This is a genomic window from Planctomicrobium stercoris, assembly GCF_051465655.1.
Lineage (GTDB): Bacteria > Planctomycetota > Planctomycetia > Planctomycetales > Planctomycetaceae > Planctomicrobium.
In genome coordinates this window covers 2,667,758-2,691,165 of record NZ_CP195791.1, presented here as the reverse complement: position 1 = coordinate 2,691,165, position 23,408 = coordinate 2,667,758, and the positions used below count along the sequence as shown (strand labels likewise).

Sequence of the window (23,408 nt, the reverse complement as noted above, 5' to 3'; positions counted from 1 at the left end):
TGTGAAGTTCAAAGTCATTTTGCTGATTCAGAACTCTCGGGAACAGCCTGACCATTGCGGGGATCGACACAGGTGATGTGGGTCCGGTCACGCACGAACACTCGACCGTTGGACAGGACTGGAACGACGAACGTTCCGCCACACACCTGAGACTTGCAAAGTTCCTTGTACTTGCCGCCGCCGGTCTCCGCCAGCTTCAGATTCCCGGCATCGTCCAGAATCAGCAACTTCCCATCCTGCAGCGAGATCACTCCCACATGAAAGTATCCCAGACCTCCCCGCTTCCAGTGTTCTTCCCCCGTCTGAACATTCAGGCAGCGGATGTCTGCTTTGGGAAGAGGCGATACGGAATTCGTCACAACGAACACACGGTCATCCTTCCCGATGGTGCCCGTTGAGAAATAGCTGGCCATCTCCTGATTCCACCATTTAAGTACCGGCTGGCCACCCTCATCGCCGGGGAGTTCCAAAGCCAAAGTCCCGTTATCCTGAGTCGAACAGATCAGGAGATTTCCCTGCACAAGGGGCGTCGGCGAAACTCCGGAAGGTTCAAAAATCAGCGGGTGTTCCCAGCGAAGAGTGCCGTCCACGGGATCAATCCCCGCCAGTCGCAATGTCGTCTGCACGACCACTTCACCAATTTGTCTGTCGCCGACTTTTCTCGAGAGCAGAACGGGTGACGCTGCTGCAGCAGGCTCATCGAACCCCTTCCAGGCGATCTGACCGGTCTGGGTGTCGTAAGCAACGACACCGCTCCCATCGCCCCCCACCGGAAGGATGATTCGTTCTCCGACAATCAGAGGAGAGCTGCAGACGCCAAACCCCGGTTGATTCGCTTTGAGGTCGACATAGGGATTGGTCTGCCACAGACGCTTCCCCGTCGAGCAGTCATAGCAGGAGAGGACGCCAGTGATGCCGATCGTGTAGAGCCGGCCCGCTGAGACCGTCGGCGTGGCACGTGGCCCGTTTCCGAGCTGGCTTTCGTAACGGCTGCGCGGGTACTTGTCGCGCCAGAGGACTTCGCCTGTTTCGATGTTCAGCGCGACGACCTCTTCAGCGTCTTCTCCTTTCACCGCAGCATGAGCGTAGAGAACTCCGTCTGCCACGACCGGGACGCTGAATCCATCGCCAATTTCGTGCTTCCAGACAACCTGGGGTTCCCCGGTCCACGGTTCCAGCGTCTCATCGGTCACGCCGTTGCGTGTCGGCCCCAGCCATTGCGGCCAGTCACCCGCCTCGAGAGAAGCAGTCAACGTCGCGATCAACAGCACCGCCCATCCAGTTGAACGCGTCTGCCTGGGGAAGGGAAAGCATCCTGTTACTTCCGACATGAGATGTCCTTGGAGCCGCAGTGTCTGGAGAGCCGCTTCGTGATCGACTCTTCTGGTCGCTTGATGTCATTGCCGCTGTTCAGTGTGCAGATGATTCTCCCAGCCTGCACGTCGTGAGGAATGACTCGCACCCATCCTACCGGGAACCCCACGGAATGTCTGCCAAGTCGGACCATTCCTCATTGCGGATGGAACGAGCTGAAGGGGGACAACGTGACAGTGCTTTCATCAGGAGTTGAGTTCGGTCCGAGTCCTGAAGTTCACACACATCAGACTTGGGCCATGCAATCGAATTTGATAGAATCCAATCTCCTCCTCGGAAGAAAGTTCGTGCATCATGAGCTGTCGCGGTTTCACTGTTTCTCGCAGGTTTTCCCGGGCGGTCGCGGCCGCCGGACTGGTGGTGTCCTGCGTGCTCGGACTGGCGACTCTGTCGCGAGCTGATGATCAGGTGAAGCCGCTCGATTTCGCCCGGGACATCAAGCCAATCCTGTCGAACCATTGCTGGAACTGTCACGGTCCGGATGGAGGATCCCGCGAGGCCGGCTTGCGGCTCGACCTGCGAGAATCAGCTACAGCCAAACTTGACAGCGACGAAACCGCAGTTGTGCCGGGTCATCCGGAACTCAGTGAACTGATCAAGCGGGTTGAAACTACTGATGACAATCTGCGGATGCCGCCGGCATCCACGCAGAAGTCGCTCTCTCCGACGCAGATCGACCTATTAAAACGCTGGATTGCTGAAGGGGCCCGGTATTCGGAACACTGGGCGTTTCAATCTCCCCGACGACCGGACCTGCCCAAGGTGGCCGCTACAGCGTGGCCTCGAAATCCCATCGACCATTTTGTTCTGAAGACGCTCGAAGATACGGGACTCGCTCCGTCTCCTGCCGCGGATCGCGCCACATGGCTCCGGCGAGTCACACTCGATCTGACCGGCGTTTCACCGACGCCTGATGAACTCGCTGCGTTTCTCACGGACAACTCGCCGGAAGCTGAAGAGAAGGTTGTCGACCGGCTGTTGTCCTCCTCCCGGCATGCGGAGCGAATGGCTATGCAGTGGCTCGATGCGGCCCGCTATGCCGACACCAACGGTTATAACAACGATGAAGTCCGGACCATGTGGCCCTGGCGGGACTGGTTGATTGACGCATTCGCACAGGGAATGCCGTACGACCAGTTCCTCACCGAACAGCTGGCCGGTGACATGATCCCGCAGGCCACCCACGCGCAGAAAGTGGCGACCGGGTTCAACCGCAACCATGTGATCACCACAGAAGGGGGCATCATCCCCGAAGAATACCGCGTTGAATACGTGGCCGACCGTATCCATACGACAGCCACGGTCTTTCTGGGACTCTCGCTGCAGTGTGCACGATGTCACGACCACAAGTTCGATCCTCTCACCCAGCGAGAGTACTACCAGTTCGCTGCCCTGTTGAATAACGTTCCGGACAATCATGTCAATTACAGTCAGGGGAAGCTGGCAGAGCCGTTGCTGAAAGTCCCCTCACGCGAACAGCAGCTGGAACAGTACAGGCTGACTGCCCGACGCGACGAACTCACCTCGTTGATCAGCCAGCGCGCAGAACATGTCGACGCTGATATCGCGAACTGGGAAAAGTCGCTGACGCCCTTTGAACGGTCGAATGCCGGAACTGCGGGACTGGTTGCGTACTTCCTTCTGGATGAGCCGGATGGAGAGGTCGCACACGACTCCATCAATTCCGGACAGTCTGGAATTATCAAAGGCCAGCTCTCCCGGGCTCCCGGCCGCGTGGGGAACTCGGTGGAGTTCGACGGCAGTACCTGGATTGATGCCGGGGACATCGGAAAGTTTGAAGGGGATGAAAAGTTTTCATTGGCTGCCTGGGTCTTCCCGACCTCCACGGATCCAAGCACTGTCATGTCACGCATGGATGAAGCGAACAGCTTCCGGGGCTACGACGTCATCCTCGAAGAAGGAAAGGTGGCCACGCATCTCATTCACCACTGGCCGGACCGTGGATTTAAAGTCATCTCTGAACAACCGGTGTCACTCTCGGAATGGCACCATATCGTGGTGACCTACGACGGCTCCCGGGAAGCAAAAGGGGTCCGAATCTATGTCGACGGGGTGTCTGTCCCTGTTCAGATCACGACCGATCGTCCGCTGGACGGAACGTTGGTCACGGACAAGCCGTTTCACATTGGACGCAGATTCTCTTCCGCACCGTTTCGCGGGAAGATTGACGAAGTTCAGGCTTTCTCGGTCGCCCTGACTGCGGATGAGGTGAAAGAGCTGGCGGCGGAAACGTCACTCACGCGGCTGGCCGATGTCTTAATGGCCCCCGCCGAAGACCGCACCCCGCAGCAAGTTGCCCGGCTGCGACAGTATTATCTCGATCAAGTCGACCCGTTGATGCGTCAATGGAAAGAGGAGCAGGAACTCAATCAGGGCGAACTCGATAAGCTCGACAAGGCCATCCCCGCAGTCATGGTCATGGAAGAGATGACTCCCCGTCGCGTCACGCATCTGCTCAACCGCGGTCAATATGATCAACCGGGAGAAGTCGTTTCCGCCGGGGTCCCTGCAGTACTCAGCGGCGGGAAGTCCGTTGAAGTCTCAGACCGCATGGCCCTGGCGAAATGGTTGACCGATCCTTCGCACCCGCTCACGGCACGAGTGGCTGTCAATCGCTGGTGGGAGATGACGTTCGGCACCGGTCTGGTAGAAACGTCGGAGGACTTCGGCGTTCAGGGGATGCTGCCCAGCCACCCGGAACTTCTCGACTGGCTCGCGCTGGAGTTGATCGAGCAGGATTGGAATTACCGGGAGATTCTGAAACTGATCGTCCTCTCCGCGACGTACCGGCAATCATCCGATGTCACACCGGCGCTGCTTGAACGGGATCCCCACAACCGTTTGCTCGCCCGCGGCTCTCGCTACCGACTCCCGGTCGAAGTGGTCCGGGACAATGCACTGGCCATCAGCGGACTGCTGTCCGACCGGGTCGGTGGTCCCAGCGTCATGCCTTATCAACCCGCCGGGCTGTGGGAAGAAGTTTCTGTCGAACGTCGTGACAAATACACACCGGACACCGGCGAAGGACTTTACCGTCGCAGCATGTACACGTTCTGGAAACGGACCTGTCCCCCACCGTCCATGACCGTCTTCGACGCCCCGGATCGTGAGACCTGTCTCGTCCGGCGGGCCAGAACCAATACGCCATTGCAGGCACTGGTGCTGTTGAACGATCCCACTTACGTAGAAGCTTCACGTAAATTCGCCGAGCGTGCGATGGGACAGTCCTCAAAGGATTCTTCGCGACTTGATTCTGCCTTTCAACTCGCACTTTCCCGATCTCCCGAAGCATCCGAACAGGAGATGCTGCTGGAAATGATCGAGGACTGCCGCCAGCAATTCACCGCCGATCCACAGGGAGCCGAACAATTGCTCGCGATCGGTCAATCCCCCAGAAACTCCGAACTGGCCCCCGCCGATCTGGCTGCATGGACCGTCGTCTGCAGCATGATTCTCAACCTGGATGAAACGATTTCAAAACGATGAATCCAATCCTTGAACGACAGATGCTTCAAAACCGCCGCTGCTTCCTGCAAGGAGCCGCCCGGGGAGTCTCGACCGCTGCGCTGGCATCGTTGCTGATCAAGTCCGGACATGCGAACGAGGGTCCCGGCGCGCTGGCTTCGCATTTCGCGCCGACCGCCAAGCGGGTGATCTACCTGTTTCAGTCGGGTGGTCCCTCGCATCTGGAACTTCTGGACTACAAACCCAAGCTGAAGGATCTGCACGGGACCGAGCTGCCGGATTCGATCCGTCAGGGACAGCGTCTGACCGGCATGACCTCGGGGCAGTCCAGCTTTCCGGTCATCGCCCCGAAATTCGGTTTCAGACAGGCAGGGGAGGCCGGCACCTGGATCAGCGATCTCCTTCCGCATACGGGCAGCGTGATCGATGATCTGTGCCTTGTTCGGTCCATGCACACCGAGGCGATCAATCACGATCCGGCCATTACCTTCCTCCAGACCGGATCCCAGCAGCCCGGCCGGCCGTCTCTGGGAGCATGGGCCAGTTATGGACTGGGAAGCGAAGCGGAAGACCTGCCCGCCTTCATCGTGCTGATCTCGCATGGTTCGGGCAAAGACGCCAATCAGGGCCTTCTTGACCGATTGTGGGGAAGCGGCTTTCTCCCCTCAAGTCATCAGGGGGTCAAGCTGCGAGGGAGCGGTGATCCCGTCCTGTACCTCTCTGATCCCCCCGGTATCGACCGTAAGCTTCGCAAGAAGATGCTGGATGGCATTGCAAAACTGAACGAGCAGGAACTGGCCCGATCAGGCGATCCCGAAATCGCCACCCGCATCAAGCAATACGAAATGTCGTTCCGCATGCAGGGGTCTGTTCCCGAGCTGACCGACCTGTCTTCGGAGACCGCAGCGACATTTGACCTGTATGGCCCCGAAGCCCGACAGCCGGGAACGTTCGCTGCGAATTGCCTGCTGGCCCGAAGACTCGCGGAACGCGGCGTCCGTTTCATTCAGCTTTACCATCGAGGCTGGGATCAGCATGGGTCGCTCCCCACCAACATCCCGCGGCAAGCTCACGATATCGACCAGCCGCAGGCGGCTCTTATCTCCGACCTGAAACAACGGGGACTCCTTGAAGACACTCTGATTGTCTGGGGAGGCGAATTTGGCCGAACCGTCTACGGCCAGGGAGGTCTGCAGGACGACTACGGACGAGACCATCACGGTCGCTGCTTCTCCATGTGGCTGGCAGGGGGAGGAATCAAACCCGGTCTGGTTCATGGGGAAACGGACGACTTCGGCTACAACATCGTACGGGACCCGGTGCACGTTCACGACCTGAATGCAACGATCCTGCATTGCCTGGGTTTCGACCATGAGCGGCTCACATACCGCTCACAGGGTCGCGACTTCCGGCTGACCGATGTGGAAGGTCACGTCGTGCGCCTACTGCTGTCCGCCTTCTCGTGAGTCGTCTTTCAACAATCCAATTGGGAGGAAATGCTTCGATCAAACTTCAGAATCGAGAAGGGGATCGAATCTTTGAATTGGAGCATGATATCAAGGGCCTGTGACGATTGAATTGACTGGAGAATTCTTTGACGGATCCACTCCCCAGCGGCTGGACAATTCCGTTGTTTGGAGATAATGGTCAGGAACCCATCATCACATGGTGGGCCCCGCTGGGGTCGTCCACACCAAGATGTTTGAACTCCTGTGCTGGTCAATCGGCCTGAATCAACTGATCGATCCCGACCGTCGAACTCCCTAATCCTTCAGATGCAGAGCAGACGGCTCATACTCATCCCGAAACCTCTCTGACAACGGAAGCGCTATGCCTGCCACATCTCTCTCCGCATCGGACTATCTGAACAACTCCACGTTGACGGCCCTGATTGGAGGTCAGTGGGTGGAAGCGGAAGACCGCGCCACGCTGACGACCTGCGATCCCGGTTCCTCGGCTCCGCTGGCGAAAGTGCCAGCGATGACCAAACAGGATGTCGACCGCGCCGTGACGGCAGCTACGGACGCCTTTCGAAATTCCGGCTGGGCAGAGATGTCGGCAGCCGAACGCGGAGTCCTTCTTCACCGCCTGGCAGACGCAGTCGAACGGAACAAGTCCGAGATCGCACGCGTGGAAGCTGCCGATGCAGGCAAGATCCTTGCCCAGGCAGAAGGGGATGTTCAGAACTTTGTCGACACGCTGCGCTATTTCATCGAGATGTCTTTGCACATTCAGCATCGGACTCCGCTGGCAGTGCGAGGTCACGAAGCGGCGACCGTTCGACTTCCCTGGGGTCCGTGCGGATTTATCTTCCCGTGGAACTTCCCGTTTCTGCTGATCGGCTGGGGAATCTCTCCGGCCCTCGTCGCCGGCAACACTGTCGTGATCAAGCCCGCTGAAGACACTTCGCTTTCGGCATTGTGTCTGGGCAAACTGGCACAGCAGGTCGGCATTCCCGACGGCGTGATCAACGTGGTGACCGGCTATGGGGAAACGGTGGGTGCCGCTCTGTCGAACCACCCCGGTCTGAAGCGGATGTCGTTCACCGGCTCTCCAGAAGTGGGTCGACTGGTCGGCGAAGCCTGCGGCAGAAATCTGACGCCCGTCAAACTCGAACTGGGGGGCAAGGGAGCCGCCGTCGTGTTTGATGATGTCGATGTCGATCTCACCACGGAAAAGCTGGCCAATGCCATTACGTTCCACTCCGGACAGGTCTGCTGCGACGCCACGCGCTGGCTGGTGCATCGTTCGGTCTACGATCGTTTCGTTTCCGCGTGCGTCGATCGGCTGAAAGAAGTTCGCGTCGGTTATCAGCTCGATGACGGGACCCAGATGGGCCCCGTGGTGAACGCAAAACAGCGGGAACGGGTCCTCGGCTATCTCGATAAGGGGCAGGCTGAAGGGGCGAAACTGCTGCTGGCAGGGGGCCGCGCCGACGTGCCGGGCCGGGACGGTTACTACGTCAAACCGGCTCTGCTGGCAGGCAGCCTCGACAATGTCGCAGCCCGTGAAGAGATCTTCGGGCCGGTCGCATATCTGGCATCGTTCGACACCGAAGAGCAGGCCATCGCCATGGCCAATAGCACCGACTACGGCCTTGCCAACAGCGTCTGGTCGACGGACCTGGACCGCGCCCGACGCGTTGCCGAGAAGATGATCGCCGGCAACAGCTGGATTAACGCACATAACGTCTTCGCTCACGGCATTCCTTATGGGGGAATCAACAAGAGCGGCATGGGGGGAGGGGTTCTGTCCGTAGAAGCGTATCTGGATTATACCCGGGGACTCTCCGTCGTCAGACCTCTTTAAGGCCTCCCCGGAAGCGGCAGTCATGAGACGGAGCGGACTGGGAAACTTCCGAAGTTCAGGTCGTCCATCCGATCCGTTTGACATTCATGCGCAGGCGATCCTGGATTTTCATCACTTGAAAGTCCTGTGGATCGCCTGCAGCACTTTAATCCCCTCGCTCACAGCAATTCGATTCCGAAACGTTCCGAAATTCTCGCTTTGCTTCTGACGGAACGGGAACTCGAACGTCAGAGACTGCAGATTGACGTCGCCCACAATCTGGCCAACGATCAGGCGATCCGGGCCGGCTTCAACGGTTCCGGAGTTTCCAACAACACCCGGCTGATCGAACGGCACGTCTCACCGTTCACGCACGGAGCTTACTGGAAGAGTTACGACTTCAAACCGTTTCGGGATGAGAAGACTGGCGAAGTGCTGATGCGATGACCGAGCCGGAACGTTTCACCATTTATCTCGACGCAGCCCAGTCGATCGTCGATGCACCGACGAACAGATGAACCGGAACGTTGATTTCCGTCATATCACCGCGCGACCGATGCGGTCTTCAGCCGTATGGATTTCAAATCGTTGCGAGACGCATCTGGGAGAAGCGAAAGTTCCCCCCGAATCGCCGCAAGATCCCCTGCGACAATGGCTATGCCAGAAGATCGTGAACGACCTCGCCAAAGACGTCGGTCAGACGGAAGTCGCGTCCCTGGAACCTGTAGGTCAGGCGGGTGTGGTCGAATCCCAGCAGGTGCAGGATCGTGGCCTGGAGATCGTGCACATGCACTTTGTTGTCCGCCACGGAGAAGCCGAGTTCATCCGATTCCCCGTAAGAAAAGCCTCCTTTGACCCCGCCTCCCGCCATCCAGAGTGAATAGCAGTCGGGGTAGTGGTCGCGTCCCATGATGCTTCCAGACGAGGTCCGGCCCTCTCGAAAGGGGGTCCGCCCAAACTCTCCGGCGCAAATGATCAACGTCTCGTCCAGCAGTCCCCGTTGTCGCAGGTCCTGAATCAGCGCAGCGATCGGCTGATCCATCGTCGCACATTTTTTCGTGAGACCGTCGCGAATGTCTTCATTGGGATTGGTGCCATGAAAATCCCAGCCCCAGTCGAACAGTTGAATGAAGCGTACTCCCTGTTCAGCCAGTCGTCTGGCCAGCAGGCAATTATTGGCGAACGAGGCTTCACCGGGCCGGGCTCCATAGGCGTCCAGAATGTGTTGAGGTTCCTGGGTGATGTCCATCACTTCGGGAACCGCCGTCTGCATTCGAAATGCCAGTTCATACTGAGCAATTCGAGTGAGGGTCTCCGGATGTCCCAGCTCTCTGGCCTGAAGTTCGTTCAGATCCTTCAGTGCGTCTAATGTCTGTCGGCGAAGAGGGCGGCTCATCCCGGGGGGATCGCTCGCATACAGAACGGGGTCACCTTTCGAGCGACATTGCACCCCCTGGTAAACAGATGGAAGAAATCCGCTTCCGAACGAATTTTTGCCGCCGTTGGGCTGCACCCCGCTGGAGATCAGCACGACGAATCCCGGCAGGTTTTCATTCTCCGAGCCCAGCCCGTACGTGACCCAGGAGCCTAACGAGGGACGCCCTTGCCGCGCGGATCCGGTTAACGTCAGAAGTTCCGCGGGAGCGTGATTGAACTCTTCGGTATGCATCGACTTGATCATGCAGATTTCATCGGCGACCTGATGCAGATGGGGTATCGCGTCTGAAAGCCACAGCCCTCCGGAACCGTATTGTCGAAATTGACGCGGCGTTCCCATGAGCTTGGGGACGCCGGTTGTGAAGGCGAATTTCTTTCCTCTGAGGACCGAATCCGGACAGTCCTGTCCGTTGAGTTTCACCAGTTCCGGCTTGTAATCATACAGATCCAGATGGGGAGGGGACCCGGTCAGATGCAGGTAGATCACACGCCGGGCTCGTGCAAGTAAGGGAGGCTGACGGGGCGCCAGTGGATTCTCAATCGCCGACGGAGCAGCCACGCTGTCCCGGGCCAGAAGAGCGGAAAACGCAGCGGCCCCGATGCTTAATGAAGAAGATTTCAAAAAGTTGCGACGGGTATTGAGCAACAGTGATTCAGTCACAGGATGCATGTGAGCCCCTTGTTTTCCAGCCAGTGAATTACGGCTTCATCAGTAGTTCATCGAGATTGAGAACGACGTTGGCAACGAGAGTCGTTGTCGCCAGTTCCGTCGTCTCCATCCCGGACGGAACAGGCCCCAGCGGTTGAGTCGCCAACTCCATCGCCTTTTCAGGCTGACTTTCGAAAACCTGTCGTGCGTCCTCATGCAGCAACAATAATCGCTTCAGTTCCTCTGGCTGCGGTTCTCGCCCCAGGCAGAGCTGAAACAGCGACTTGATCTGCTGTGCCGGATCGACGCGTCCCGCCTGCAGCACCCGCCGGGCCAATCCTTGAGCCGCCTCGAGAAACACCGGATCATTCAACGTCACCAGAGCCTGCAAGGGGGTGTTTGTGCGCACTCGCCGAATGGTGCAGACTTCTCTATTGGGGGCATCAAACGTCGCCATACTCGGATACGGATTCGACCGACGGAAGGAGGTGTAGATTCCCCGCCGATAGCGGTCGACTCCTTCGCTCGTCACCCAGTCCACTCCGGACCCGAACGCTGCGGTGAGTCCGCTGGCAGGCTGTGGAGGTTTTACGGGAGGACCGTACATTTTCTCACCCAGCAAACCCGACAATGCCAGGGCCTGATCACGAATCATCTCAGCCGACATTCGAAACCGGGGACCGCGGGCGAGCAATCGGTTGTCCGGGTCTTCCTGCATCATCTCCGGCGTCACTCGCGAAGACTGCCGATATGCAGCTGAGGTCACCAGCAACTTGAGAAACGCTTTCGTATCCCATTCCAGCCGGATCATCTCGGTGGCCAGCCAGTCCAGGAGTTCCGGGTGGCTGGGCAGTTCTCCCTGCGAGCCGAAGTCTTCGCTTGTGGAGACCAGGCCAATGCCGAAGATCTGCTCCCAGTAGCGATTGGCGATGACTCTTGGCGTCAATGGGTTTTGTTCATCGACCAGCCAATGTGCCAGTCCCAGCCGGTTTGCCTGTAATCCATTTGGAATGGGAGGGAAGGCTGCGGGCGTTCCGGGGCTGACTTCATCCCCCAGGTTGAGGTAATTTCCCCGCAGCTGGATGCGGGTGACCCGTCGATTCCCATCGGGCAGCTCTTCGCAGACGGGCACGGTCATCGGTCGTATCTTCTCCAGTTGCGTACGGAGAGTTTCAAGTTCCTGCCTCGCATCTGCCAGCAAGGGAGTGACCTTCTGGAAGTGCGTCACCAGCAACTGCATTTGTTCCGGTGTGCGGTTGGCGATCGGAACATTCAGAATCTCCACGATCGGAGCGGGGAACTCGCTTTGCTCTTTTTCTGTTGAAGCGGCGGCCTCCTTCGTATCGCTGACTGGAGCAGGGGCCGACAGGTTTTTCTCCTGCTCATTCAAATAGTGCAGCTCCCACATCTCCATCGCCACCTGAAGCTCCGGAGTCATGGTTTTCAGGCTGTTTTCGGCATCTTCAACTGCTCTCTGCAACTTCTCGCGTTCGCGGATCTGCTCAGCTGTGAACAGATTGAAGAGGGGAGATTCATCTTTGCGATCGGCGTCCGCAGTGTTATTGAAAATGGCGAAGACCCTGAAATATTCCTCCTGCGTGATCGGATCGAACTTGTGCGTGTGGCACTGGGCGCAGGCCATCGTCAATCCCATCCAGACAGACAACGTCGTGTTGACGCGATCGACGACAGCCACATTTCGGAACTCTTCGTCATTCGTTCCCCCTTCATTGTTGGTCAGGGTATTCCGATGAAACGCCGTCGCGATTCGCTGATCGGCCGTTGGATCAGGGAGCAAGTCCCCAGCCAGCTGTTCAATCGTGAATTGATCGAACGGTTTGTTTTCGTTGAACGCCCGGATGACATAGTCACGGTAAAGCCAGATCGTTCGCTCCGGGTCATCGGCGTAGCCGGCGGAATCTGCGTAGCGCGCCAGATCCAGCCACATGCGAGCCCAGTGTTCACCAAATGAGGGTTTCGCGAGCAACCTGTCGACATAGCGCTCGTAGGCATCGTGAGACGAGTCATTCAGGAACTCCTGAAACTCATCGGGATCGGGAGGGAGTCCCACGAGATCGAGAGAGACACGGCGGGCGATCGTCCGCCGATCCGCTTCCGGGCTGGGAACATGACCGGACCGTTCCAGTTTCGTGAGAATGAACTGGTCGATGTCGTTCCTGGCCCAGCCATTGAATTTGACTTCGGGACTTGCAGGACGAACCGGCTTTACGAAGCTCCAGTGCGCTGCATAGGGTGACCCCAGTTGAATCCACCCGCGCAAGAGTTCGATCTCTTCCGCACTGACTTTCTTTCCAGAAGCAGGGGGCGGCATTTGTAGATCGGCATCGGTGGTCGTCAGTCGCTCCAGAAGATCGCTCTTCTCCGGATGCCCGGGAACGACCACCTGATATCCCCCCAGGTCAGCAGTCGCTCCCTCAAAGGTATCCAGCCGCAGGCCATCGGTCCCCCCCTTGCGATCTTCAGCATCCGGGCCATGACACTGGAAGCAATTGTTCGAGAGAATCGGCCGGATATCCCGGTTGAAGTCAATCTCGCGTGCAGCAGATTCCCTGTGTGACGACGCAAAGATCGACATGGCGAATCCGGCCATCTTGAGTGTTCGCGTCAATCGACCGTGCATGGCTTCCCTTGTCTTCAACGCCAGGGCTTCATGGATTGAATGTCTGCACATCTGTCAGACGATATTCAATCGCATTCCGATCCCATGTGAATCGACCATGGTCGATGCTCATTCAATGCAGAATCGTCACATTAAAATCATAGGCCTCAGCGAGGGTCTACACAAACCATGCCTCATATCGACAACAACACTGCAACAGATAGGATTTTTCGGATCAATTGCGATTCTGGCCGATGACCTGTGTTCTCAGCTCTGAGTGTGATCACGATGAAAAAAAATGCTTAACTCGGATCAACAGATGAGCGAAACAGGAGCTTGCATCTGAGAACACGTCACGCCTTTGCACAGAGTCAGCAGAAACTTGCCACCATGCTGACAGCTTATTTTTGTCGCAATGAAACATCCGCTGCCGGAGGATGGTCTCGATCAGAAGACGCCGTCCAGGAATTGTCCTCGTTCGTCATTCCGCACCGCAGCAGACAATGATCGACAATTCACGCTGCCCACGGACGAACACTCTGCGCGGAGTTCTTCTCAGCGCACGCTGCATGAGCAGGAGGACTTCGTCGTTTCGCGTCAAAAAATGCACTCGCCCACGCTTGGTGCTCTGACGCTATTCATCGAGATTTTTGGCGAGTCGATCCGTCGAATCAGGCCTTCTTCTGACCGGAATCGCCGCTGTCCTTAGTTCGCTTGGGGCGGCTGTTTCGCTCCGCGATTCCTTCGGCAGAGATGTTCTGGACCACCTGCATCGCGAGGTCGTCCATCTCCATCACCAGTGAATCGACTTTTCCGGACAGGTACATGTAAACGACCAGACAGGGAATGGCGATGAGCAACCCTGCTGCGGTCGTGACCAAAGCCAGCGCGATTCCCGAGGCGAGTTCATCCGTGCGCCCCATCGCACCGGCGGACGCAATTTTGCTGAACGACTCCAGCATCCCCCAGACCGTTCCCAGCAGCCCCAGCAGCGGCGTAATCGTCGCCACGCCGTTGATCACTCGCAGATGTTTTCGCAGGGCAGCGACCTGACGTTCACCGCCGTCGATCATCGCCTGTTCCACTTCCACGCTGGACTTGCCCCATTTCCGAACGCCGTGGGCAAACACCATGGCGATCGGGCTTCCGTTCTCGTCGCAGACCTGCAGGGCCTCGTCCTTGTTCAATTCACCTTCCTCGATCAGCTTGAGGAATCGCTGGACGAACGGCTTGGGAATCACCCGGCCGCGCCGCAGCACGACAACTCGCTCCACCGTGAACCAGATGGCCAGCAGCGACGCGATCGCGAATGGAATGGCGAAATAGCTCAGGGACTGAACAAGTTCGAGCGTACGGGTCGCGAATGATCCGTTGGAAAGCGAACTGCCTCCTGGAGCGTTCTCAGTCGGGGCAATGGTGCTTCCGTCAGGGATGGAGCCGACAGGCGTCGGTTCGACGGGAGTTGAAGAAGGCTGCCCCAGATTCACCCCCTGTGCCCATACCATAGGCGGGCTGAGTAACAGCATCGCGAGGGCGAGAATCAGGGACCGGACTCGACACACTTCCATATTTGACTTCCGCCGGCATGTCCCGGGTTTGAATCGACTTCACTCAATCGGGCAAAACGTCGTTTTGAAATCCTGTTGTCACTGCTTTCCAGTCGCAGCTTCAATTTCCTTGAGTCGAGCCTGGGCTCGCTCCACGAATTCGCTGTCCGGAAACTCGGCGATGAGTTTCCGGAACGTTTCCGCAGCCTGCGGGAAGTGCTTCATCGAAATGTCGCAGGCGCCCGCCTGATACAATGCAGCCGATTCGTATTTCGGAGCGTCGTACCCGGCGTAAACCTTGTAGTATTCCCGCAGGGCCACGGGCAGATTGTTCTCTTTCAGGTAGGATTCAGCAATACGAAATTGTGCTTCGGCTGCCGTCTCCGTCCCGCGTCCTCCTTCGGAATCGACAACGCGAACATAGGCTGCCCGGGCTTCCGGGAAGCGGGCCTGATTTTCCAGAGCCCGACCACGAATGGCGTCCGCCCGGTAAAACAGCGGAGAATTCGGACTTTTCGCCTGCAGATCGGCAATCGTCTCTTCCATCTTGGCGTAGTCTTTCTGCCAGAACTGGGCCTCGGCCAGCATCAGCCATGCTTCCGGCCACCACGGCGGAGCTGCCGGCAGGTTCTTCGACAGTGCCTCCCGCACCCGCTGCAGCATGGCAACCGCTTCACCGTACTTCTGCAAATGAAGTTGCCCCTCGCCACTGCGATACCCGGCATAGAGTGCCTGTGGGCTGCCGGGGAATCGGGATTCGAATTGCCCGGCAACTTCAACAACCTCCGGCCACTTTCTGGCTTCAGCGTAGAGATCGAGTAGATGCGTCAGGGACCGCTGCTGCACAAATTCATCCGACTTGGGATTGTCGGCGAGTCGACGGAAGGCTTCGATCGCTTCTTCTTTCTTCCCTCCGAACCGAAGACTCTCCGCGAGGATCAGACCGGCATCATCCGCCAGCGGACTGTCGGGCCGTTCCTGAATCAGCAATCGGTAGAGTTCATCCGAGCGATCGTAGTTCTTGGCGTTGTAGCTGAGGTCGGCCCATTCGTTGATCAGCAGGTCCATCTCCACCTGATCGTCCGCCGGCTGGGTTTTCAATTCTTTGTAAGCGGCGTCATACAGTTGATCTGCCACAGCGATCTCATTGAGTTCTCTGGCAACTCGCGCAGCTCCTTTGTTGCTGCGATAAGCATTCTTCCCAGTCTCCGCGGCATCCGGCTCCAGCGGCAGAGATTTTCCATTCTGACTGAACTTCTCCCCCGCCTGCTGATATCGGCTCATGGCACCTTTGAGATCGCCGGCCTGCTGAAGAGACAATCCCTGCATGTATGCGGCATGTGAGGCCAGGACAGGATCTTTCGCCGTATCCGCAAGTTGACCGAACGCCTGGGCAGCAGCGGTGAAGTTCTTCCGTTCAAATTCGGCATGTCCTAATCCGGACAGCGCGGGGAGAGTCTGCGGAGACTCCGGTCCCAGTGCGATGACACTTTGAAAGCAGACGGCTGCCGGTGCCCACTGCCTTTGATCGAATGCTGCATCTCCCGCAGCCAGAGCGGCGGATCCGAATCGATGATTCTCCGGATCGGCCTGTCGAAACTCGGTGAGCGTTGTTTCCAGCGAGTCCCATTTCTGCAGCTCGACCAGAGCTTTCAAAAGTCCTGCGTATCCGGCGAACTTCTCTTCCGCATTCCGAGAGAGCTGAATGAATCGCTGATAGTCCGCAATGGCACCGGAAGCATCTTTCAGTCGCAGACGCGAATTCGCACTCAACAGGACCGCATCCAGCTGCTCGGGCGAGACCTCGTTGGAAATCGAATCCACAATCGGTTTGAGTTCCGCGATAGCGTCCGCATCCCGTCCCTGACGTTCCGCAATTCGCGCGAGCTGAAACCGGGCAAAGTTCTGGGTGGACGCCACGCTGGAGGTCTCAACAACATGCCTGAGGAGCGTCGCCGCCTGGGTGAACGCAGCTTTGCCCGCGTCCGTCGAGACCCCAGCTGCATCTCCCTGTGCTATGAAGATTCGTCCGGAAAGAAGTTCCTGAACCTGAGCCAGTCCACTCTCGGGATAGCTCTTCTGGAATTCCTGATTCAACTCCAGAGCCCGCTGCAATTCTCCCGCCTGCAATGCGGCTTCACAGGCCGAATGCAGTGCATCGTCCGCCAGTTCCCCGGTCGGCCATTTCTGAACCACGCTGACAAACAATTCGATCGCTTTGGGATAATGCTTCTCGCGGTACTCCGCATCCGCCCACTGAAAGGTGAGCTTCTCAGCGAGTGGCTGTTGCGGAGCCGCCGTCAGCGACGCAGAGAAAGTCGCTGCCGCCTGAGCGAACTGCCCCATCGATTTCTGACTCAGCCCGATCCAGTAGTTCGCGGTTTCGCGCTGAGCTGGATCGTTCGCCGCCCTTTCGAATTCCGCAAGTGCTTCTGGAAATTTTGAAAGATAGTACAGGGCGTACCCGGCATTCAGGCGGGCCGCTCCTGTCAGTCGATGCTCGGGAAATGTGTTGGCCATCTGCTGAAATCGCGCCGCCGACTGATCGAACTTCTGCTCGTCGAAAAGACGGGCAGCGATGTTGAAGACCGCTTCCGGAGCCCGCGGAGAATTCGGCCTCGCTGCGATTCTCTCGTAGACTTCCAAAGCACGATCTTTCTGACCGGCCCCTTCCAGCGCCGCAGCCAGACCGAATTCGGCATCAACCAGCAACTTCCCCTGCGGGAATCGCGTGATTGAGGCCTGAAAACTCTGAGCGGCCTCATCGAATTTTTTCAGTCGCAGTTGCGATTCCCCCAGATACACCCATCCCCATTCAGTCAGCTCATGATTGGGATAGGTTTTCAGGAAGAGCTGCAGCTCCGCTTCGGCAGCTGCGAAGTCGTTCAGGAAGTAGCTGCATTCACCGATTCGATACATGGCGAGCGGCCGGTCGGCGTGCTGCGGGGCCTGCTGCACGAAAAGTCGAAACTGCTCGCGAGCCTCCTGAAACTTCCGCAGATGCAAGAGCGACTGCGCCCAGTACAGCCGCATCGTGAGGGCACGATCGTTGTTCGGGTTCTTCTTGAGAAAGTCTTCACAGGAATCGGCAGCCAGATCCCATCGCTGCTGCTTGTAGAATTCGACCGCGACGTTGTAGTCCGTCACAGGATCGGCCTGGGCAGGGGAGACGTCTCCCAGCAGGCAGGTCACCCACAGGCAGCAGAATAGACTGAGCTGTCGGGTGAGACTTCGTTCCGACATCCAGGCAGGTACAGTCAGTCGCAACGTCTTCACGCGCTAGTTTCCTCGTGGCTCAAATCTGTCAGGCGGATCGACCGACTCAGCATTAGGACTGGCCCCATGGACAGTGGCGACGAGCGCATCCCACCTTCCGGTGCCTGCCAAATTGTACAGTCTTTCATCAGGGAACCAACGAACTTTGAGCGAGTGCCGCGTGAAATCAGTCCGGTGTTGCCAGTCGGAGAAGCTGGGCAAGTTGAGAGAAGATGCCCATGCTGTCGGGTCACATCGAAACGACTTGCGAGTCTGTAAGGGACATGCTCTGTCATCAACACGGAAGCAGAACGCTGTGGACAACAGAACGATTTCAACAGACCTCGAGTCCCGTTCAGCAGGCAAATGCCCATCACCCCGTGACGAGACGCTCTCGGGATCCAGCACCCCAAAGAAAAACCCCGTAACAACGCAAGTCGTTACGGGGCAAGGTGCCGAAGGTGGGGGTCGAACCCACACGAGGTTTGAGCCTCACTGGATTTTGAATCCAGCGCGTCTGCCGATTCCGCCACTTCGGCCTTTCAATTCGGCGACTTCCATCTCATCAGGGCGACATGTTTCGCGTCTGCGTGGGTGAAGGTCATCGGCGGGCGGATCATAGTAGATCGCCCGACCGGACAGCAACACAACGCGCACGCCGGTTTCCCCAATTCCGGACTGCGAATGCAACCGCCCCCACCAACGCTGGCCCAAGCCCGAAAATCCGGCACACTCGGACGCCGGGAAACGGTCATTCGGTGTCGGCAGCACGAATGAGCTGCGTGAGGTAATCCCGCACTCCCACGGTGTCGACTTCCGTCAGCACATCGATATTCGGTTGGCGGAATTCCGCTCCGCGACGGTCGAAAACGGTCATCCCGCGGGTCAGCTCTCCAGCCACTTCCACGTCAATCCGCATCGACCTTCGCTCAAACAGACGCGGTCGGGAAATCGCAGCAAGCGCGACCAGTTCCGGCAACAGGGCTCCCTCGCGGCCCAGCTGGATCCGGCTTTCTCGCAGAATGTACGGCAGAGTTTTTGAAAGGAATCTCCCGAGTCGGGAAAACTCATCAATCTTCAGGGCATCGAACTGGTCGAAGGTCAGGCCGAACTGCTCCGACGTTTCCAGGGGAATCAAGGTCTTTGTGGCCGGCCAGGTCAGAACGTTCCGGGCAGATTCCGGATCGGCGAAGATATTGAATTCGCTGGCTGGAGTGATGTTTCCCCGCGCGGTCATCGAGCCTCCCAGGCAGTACAGCCCTTTGAGTTGCTCGAGGAAATCGGGATGTCGATCCACCGCCAGCTGCAGGTTGGTCAGCGGGCCGAGTGTCAGCAGCGTCAGTTCGCCCGGCCATTCCCGGACGAGATCGGAAAGCAGCTTGGCGGAGTCGGTCGGGGCATGTGGAATTGCTTCAATGATTTCGCAATCCGCGAGCCCGTGCATGCTGTCTCGCAGAAACAGTCCGGTCAGTTCGTGACTTCCAGCGGTATTTGTGCGAGGCGCCGAACTCCAGCCCATGCGAGGCCAGCGGGGCGGGTCGAGCATCGAGACCAGCGTCTGCAGATTTCTGAATGCCTGTTCTCCGGAGACCATTCCGGCTGTCGAGGTGACAGCGATCACTTCAAGTTCCGGATCGGACAGCGCCAGGGCAATCGCGATGGCGTCGCCCACTCCGGGGTCGGCGTCAATGATCAACTTTTCGGCAGGCATTCTCGCTCCCAGACTGGTCAGGCACGTTGAGGAGTGCCTCGCAGCAAATCATTTGCTTCCACATCCGCACCGAACGAAAGGGACTGCGAATCGAACCGGACTTCACGTCCGAGCCGGTAAGAGATGTTCCCCAGATGGCAGAGCAGCATGCTCCGCTCCCCGATCGCCAGCGAAGCGGTCGGGGACTGCCGTGTGCGGATGCAGTCGATCCAGTTTCTCACATGACTCTGTCGGATCTCGCTGGTATTGGCATAGAGACCTTCACGGCCGTCGTAGACTTTCCACCCACTGCGATCGACGATCAGTGTTCCATGTTCCCCGTAGAAAGCAGCAGCAGCGGTGCGGCCTTCAATTCCGCGACTGCTCCACTGTCGATGTTCCCAGACGACATCCACTTCGGGGAACTCATACTGAACGGTCAGCGTGTCAGGCGTTTCGCGATCATCATTGAAGGCACGCTGCCCCCCTGTGGAAGCGATGCGCTGCGGAAGATCGAGATTCAACCCCCAGCGGACGACGTCCAGCAGTTGAACTCCCCACAGCCCCAGTTCTCCAGAACCGTAATCCCAGAACCAGGTCCAGTTCTGATGAAACCGGTTGGGCTGAAAGGCCCGCGATGCCGCAGGTCCCAGCCACCGGGTGTAGTCGACACCTGCCGGAGGAGGACAGTTCGCCGCCTTCCCGATGGACCGGCGACGATGAATGGCCCAGGCTTTCGCCAGGTGAACTCGTCCGATCGTCCCCGCACGGAGAAGTTCGACTGCAGACTGGAAGTGTGCTCCGCTGCGTTGAGGCAACCCCGTCTGAACAACTCGATGGGTCTGTTTCACCTTCTGCAGCAGGGCCTGACCTTCATCAAAGGTGTGTGCGACAGGCTGTTCGAGGTAGATATCTTTTCCGGCGTCGCAGGCATCCATGGCGATGCGGGCGTGCCAGTGATCCGGCGTGGCAATCACGACGGCGTCGATGTCGTGCCGGCCCAGCAGTGTTTCGTGATGCGGAATGATGAGCGGGCGCTGGCCGGTTTGATCGAAAATCTCATGCTGTGCTGCCGCCATGGCATGGACGTCAACATCGCAAATGGCAGTGACACTCGCTCCGGGAACCTGATTCAATTCTCCCGCCAGCTCGCGCCCCTGCTGCCCGAGCCCGATGATTCCGACCCGGATCACCTCGTTGGGACTCTGTTCGCGGGCGGCGGCCAGCCCCAGGCTGAACATCCCTGCAGCGACACCGGCAGCATTGCGCGCGCTGTTTCCCAGAAATTCGCGGCGATTGAATCCGGACGCGGGTTGATCGGTCTTCATGGAAGGCTGCAAATCAAAAGAGGCGGGAATCAAACGAAATTTTAACACGCGGGGAGCGGAAGCACACCTTTTTCCGGGTGCTGGGGGGAAATTTCTTGTCGCCTCAAGTTTCTCAGGAGAAAGGGGCGATCGCAAGACCGCATTGCGGGAGAGCGTGCGTCTGGCCGGGAGTCAGCGGGAAGCTCGAGGCATAACCAGAACGGCGCGCGGGGGCGGGGAAGAGGGAAGAGGATCTGGCCCCGGGCTTACTTGCCCGTCAGTTTGGGGCGGACCGAAGAGCCAGTTGTTGTTGCGACCGCAGTGTTGCTGGCTGAGCCGACCTGCTCCTGAACTTCTTTGACGAGAGTTTTCGCAGCCTTCATCTGGGACGCGGAGAAGAAGTTGTCGCCGGGAATGCGGACCGGGCTGGTCCCTTTTTCGGCCAGCTGCTGCCAGCTCATCCCGTTGGCAATATGCCAGACGGCGGCCTGCAGAGAACGCCGATCATGTTCACCGCTGCCGACGTCATTGATGAGCGCCTGCAGGACGGGATCAGCAGTATATTCTTCAACCGGAACCAGCTGCACATGTGTGCGTGAGGTCGGCTCGTTGAGCCCGTGATTCAGGCAGACCGACGTATAGGGGACCCGCAGCGTCTTTTCAGCGGGGATCGAAAAGAAGCCCTGGGGGAAAGCATTCCCGCTCGCGCCAGGACCGTTCTGATTGGCCGAAGTGTTCCCGACCGTTCCCCCTCCGATGGCCTGTGTTCCGGTCGCTGCGGTGATTGCGTTCCCCGCGCCTGTCCCCATTCCCTGATTCTGACCAAAGGGAATTCCCCCCGCACCAGCTCCGAACTGGGGTTTCACAGGGACGCCGACGAATCCTGACGGCATCTTCACGGTCAGCGGTTCGGTTGTCTTGTTGGTCAGGAACAGGGCTCCCCCTTCGGCTCCTTTCGCGACCACTTTGACGGAAATCACACCTTCCTCGAGACCGGAAAACAGCCCGACAGCTTTCGCTTCCGGGTCATACGGACTGCTCTTCAGCGGCCGGTCTCCCCCCGCCTGCAGTGATGCTCCGGCGATCAGTTCGAGTCCCGTCAGCAAAGCAACAGCCAGCGTCCAATTGCGAGAAATGATCATCGCCAGACTCCCGGATAGCAGCCACGAAGGGTCGGCGCTCAAGAGCCATTTCAATTGCCCGGCCCTGTACGCCACGTCTCGACCATGATCAAAACGGGCGAAAGACAGGAATCATCAACCGGAGATTTTCAAACTCCGGGATTTTTTCACAAAAAGCTCTGCAGTCACTTCGAGCAAAGGACCGGGCAAAATCAGTTTGATTCCTGATCGAACTGCTGGGTTTCCTCTTCAGGAGCGAGTTCCGGAAGAATCGGGCGACGTTCCGGATGCAGGTGGTAGACCGGATAGTCGGATCCGATTTCCCGCAGGGCGATCACGGTTCCGCCGGGGCTGCTCAGGTAGATGCGATCGGTTCTGTCATTCGCAGCGTGGATGGGGTAATTCCGCATGTTCATCGAACCGATCAGCTTGCCGGTCGCGCGGTCCAGGACCAGCAGATTCTTGCTTTCGTCCCGCGCATAGACCCGGGTTTCACTGGCTGCGACGAACGAAGTTGCCACCGGTTGCTGCCATTGCTGAACCCCGCTGGCGGTGGCTAGAGACGTCAGCCCTTCACGGTGCGGAACCACATAGACGAAACGGTCGACAGCCCGTGGCTGCTGGGCGATGGGCGTCCCTCCCGCGAATGTCCAGATGACGCTCCCGGTGGCGGTATTCATGCAAAGCATCCGGGCGTTGCGATCAGCGACAAACAGTTTGTCCTTGGAATATCCCAGCGGGGTCAGAATCAGGTTCCCTGCCTCGAGCTGATACTTCAGCTCCTTGCTCTGTGCCTTCAACGAATAGACGATGCCACGTTTTGAGGCGAAAACAACGTCGTCCCCAGCAGGAATCGGGGGGGAGATGATCAGGTCAGGCGTCTGGAAATTCCACATCCGGGCGCGGACAGTCCACTGCGGCAGCATTCCCCGCTGGTACAGACTGCGAACTTTCGGGAGGTCATAGGCCAGCACACTTCCGTCCAGCGTCCCGACGAAAATCTGCTTTTCGTCCATTTCCGGAGAGGTCGAGGGATACTCGCTGACAATCAGTTCCCACTGCGTCTTCCCAGTTCTTTTATCAAGCGAATACAGGTGCAGACCAATGGTGACCAGGACTTCCTGATCGCTGGTTGTGACCGGATAGGATTGCTGGTCGGGGGTTCCCACCAGCCGGGTCCAGAGCTTCCGCCCCAGTTCACCATGAAAGCTGCTCAGCATCCCCGTCGACGACTGGACGAAGACGTTTTGCTCGTCCGCTGTGAAGAACTCGACGTTATCCCGGGAGGCATTGACTCCCGCCTGTCCCCACCAGCTCATCGTCAGTCCGAGCCGATTCAATTCCCCCTCATCGGGCAGGAAGGTCCCCTGTGCCGAAGCGGACTGGAGGCAGATCGACAGAGCTGCGACGGCCGAGAGGAGTCGAATCGACAACGGCATGATGGAATCCTGGACGTGACGTATCGAAAAAAAAGACCGAGGGGGAGAACGTGGACAGTATATCAGATCGTCGCGGACGACCCTTGGCAACCACGTCCCTCCACTCTCTCCAGCCGGAGTCTGCATCTTCGTTGCCTGCACAACTTACAAACCGACCTGCGAACGTGTCCGGGGCCGGTAAAACCGTTGTAATCC

The 23,408-nt window shown here is 58.2% G+C and carries 13 protein-coding genes and 1 tRNA gene; 4 read left to right on the top strand and 10 right to left on the bottom strand.

Annotation, left to right across the window (positions count from 1 at the left end; translation table 11 throughout):
- Window positions 1–14 precede the first annotated feature (14 nt).
- The gene (locus tag SH661x_RS11080) at window positions 15–1,331 is read right to left on the bottom strand and encodes an outer membrane protein assembly factor BamB family protein (RefSeq protein ID WP_437230926.1); all 1,317 of its coding nucleotides are present in this window, start codon (window positions 1,329–1,331) and stop codon (window positions 15–17) included.
- A 337-nt stretch (window positions 1,332–1,668) separates the two neighbouring features.
- On the opposite strand from SH661x_RS11080, the gene SH661x_RS11075 reads away from it, so the two are divergent.
- From SH661x_RS11075 to SH661x_RS11060, 4 genes are all read left to right on the top strand, one after another.
- Entirely contained in the window at window positions 1,669–4,881 is a 3,213-nt protein-coding gene (locus SH661x_RS11075; RefSeq protein WP_437230924.1) for a DUF1553 domain-containing protein, read from the top strand.
- Entirely contained in the window at window positions 4,878–6,326 is a 1,449-nt protein-coding gene (locus tag SH661x_RS11070) for a DUF1501 domain-containing protein (RefSeq protein ID WP_437230922.1), read from the top strand. Before SH661x_RS11075 ends, SH661x_RS11070 begins: the two co-directional genes overlap by 4 nt.
- A 364-nt stretch (window positions 6,327–6,690) precedes the next feature.
- A complete protein-coding gene (locus SH661x_RS11065) occupies window positions 6,691–8,169 on the top strand; it encodes an aldehyde dehydrogenase family protein (RefSeq protein WP_437230920.1) in 1,479 nt (492 codons plus the stop codon).
- Between the two features lie 126 nt (window positions 8,170–8,295).
- Window positions 8,296–8,595: a hypothetical protein gene (locus SH661x_RS11060; RefSeq protein ID WP_437230918.1), complete on the top strand. Its 300-nt coding sequence runs from the start codon at window positions 8,296–8,298 to the stop codon at window positions 8,593–8,595.
- A gap of 208 nt (window positions 8,596–8,803) precedes the next feature.
- On the opposite strand, the gene SH661x_RS11055 is transcribed toward SH661x_RS11060, so the two are convergent.
- The 9 genes from SH661x_RS11055 to SH661x_RS11015 form a co-directional block, all read right to left on the bottom strand.
- Window positions 8,804–10,255, bottom strand: a complete 1,452-nt coding sequence (locus SH661x_RS11055) for a DUF1501 domain-containing protein (RefSeq protein WP_437230916.1) — start codon at window positions 10,253–10,255, stop codon at window positions 8,804–8,806.
- Window positions 10,256–10,283: 28 nt separating this feature from the next.
- Window positions 10,284–12,875 (bottom strand): PSD1 and planctomycete cytochrome C domain-containing protein, encoded by a 2,592-nt coding sequence (locus SH661x_RS11050; RefSeq protein WP_437230914.1) that lies wholly within the window; start codon window positions 12,873–12,875, stop codon window positions 10,284–10,286.
- Between the two features lie 650 nt (window positions 12,876–13,525).
- Complete coding sequence (locus tag SH661x_RS11045) at window positions 13,526–14,422, bottom strand: MotA/TolQ/ExbB proton channel family protein (RefSeq protein ID WP_437230912.1); 897 nt, start codon at window positions 14,420–14,422, stop codon at window positions 13,526–13,528.
- 78 nt (window positions 14,423–14,500) lie between these two features.
- Window positions 14,501–17,677: a tetratricopeptide repeat protein gene (locus tag SH661x_RS11040; protein ID WP_437230910.1), complete on the bottom strand. Its 3,177-nt coding sequence runs from the start codon at window positions 17,675–17,677 to the stop codon at window positions 14,501–14,503.
- Between the two features lie 432 nt (window positions 17,678–18,109).
- A tRNA-Leu gene (locus tag SH661x_RS11035) sits at window positions 18,110–18,195 on the bottom strand.
- 212 nt (window positions 18,196–18,407) lie between these two features.
- Window positions 18,408–19,367 carry a nucleoside hydrolase gene (locus SH661x_RS11030; protein WP_437230908.1) on the bottom strand — a complete coding sequence of 320 codons (960 nt, stop codon included), beginning with the start codon at window positions 19,365–19,367 and terminating at the stop codon, window positions 18,408–18,410.
- A 17-nt stretch (window positions 19,368–19,384) separates the two neighbouring features.
- Entirely contained in the window at window positions 19,385–20,674 is a 1,290-nt protein-coding gene (locus SH661x_RS11025) for a Gfo/Idh/MocA family oxidoreductase (protein ID WP_437230906.1), read from the bottom strand.
- A gap of 245 nt (window positions 20,675–20,919) precedes the next feature.
- Window positions 20,920–21,795 (bottom strand): hypothetical protein, encoded by an 876-nt coding sequence (locus SH661x_RS11020; protein WP_437230904.1) that lies wholly within the window; start codon window positions 21,793–21,795, stop codon window positions 20,920–20,922.
- Between the two features lie 191 nt (window positions 21,796–21,986).
- On the bottom strand, window positions 21,987–23,213 hold the full coding sequence (locus tag SH661x_RS11015; RefSeq protein ID WP_437230902.1) for an outer membrane protein assembly factor BamB family protein: 1,227 nt from the start codon (window positions 23,211–23,213) through the stop codon (window positions 21,987–21,989).
- Window positions 23,214–23,408 lie beyond the last annotated feature (195 nt).

Coding starts and splice junctions, on each gene's coding strand:
- SH661x_RS11080 (WP_437230926.1), bottom strand. CDS start 1,331: ATGTCGGAAGTAACAGGATGCTTTCCCTTCCCCAGGCAGACGCGTTCA.
- SH661x_RS11075 (WP_437230924.1), top strand. CDS start 1,669: ATGAGCTGTCGCGGTTTCACTGTTTCTCGCAGGTTTTCCCGGGCGGTC.
- SH661x_RS11070 (WP_437230922.1), top strand. CDS start 4,878: ATGAATCCAATCCTTGAACGACAGATGCTTCAAAACCGCCGCTGCTTC.
- SH661x_RS11065 (WP_437230920.1), top strand. CDS start 6,691: ATGCCTGCCACATCTCTCTCCGCATCGGACTATCTGAACAACTCCACG.
- SH661x_RS11055 (WP_437230916.1), bottom strand. CDS start 10,255: ATGCATCCTGTGACTGAATCACTGTTGCTCAATACCCGTCGCAACTTT.
- SH661x_RS11050 (WP_437230914.1), bottom strand. CDS start 12,875: ATGCACGGTCGATTGACGCGAACACTCAAGATGGCCGGATTCGCCATG.
- SH661x_RS11045 (WP_437230912.1), bottom strand. CDS start 14,422: ATGGAAGTGTGTCGAGTCCGGTCCCTGATTCTCGCCCTCGCGATGCTG.
- SH661x_RS11030 (WP_437230908.1), bottom strand. CDS start 19,367: ATGCCTGCCGAAAAGTTGATCATTGACGCCGACCCCGGAGTGGGCGAC.
- SH661x_RS11025 (WP_437230906.1), bottom strand. CDS start 20,674: ATGAAGACCGATCAACCCGCGTCCGGATTCAATCGCCGCGAATTTCTG.
- SH661x_RS11020 (WP_437230904.1), bottom strand. CDS start 21,795: ATGATCATTTCTCGCAATTGGACGCTGGCTGTTGCTTTGCTGACGGGA.
- SH661x_RS11015 (WP_437230902.1), bottom strand. CDS start 23,213: ATGCCGTTGTCGATTCGACTCCTCTCGGCCGTCGCAGCTCTGTCGATC.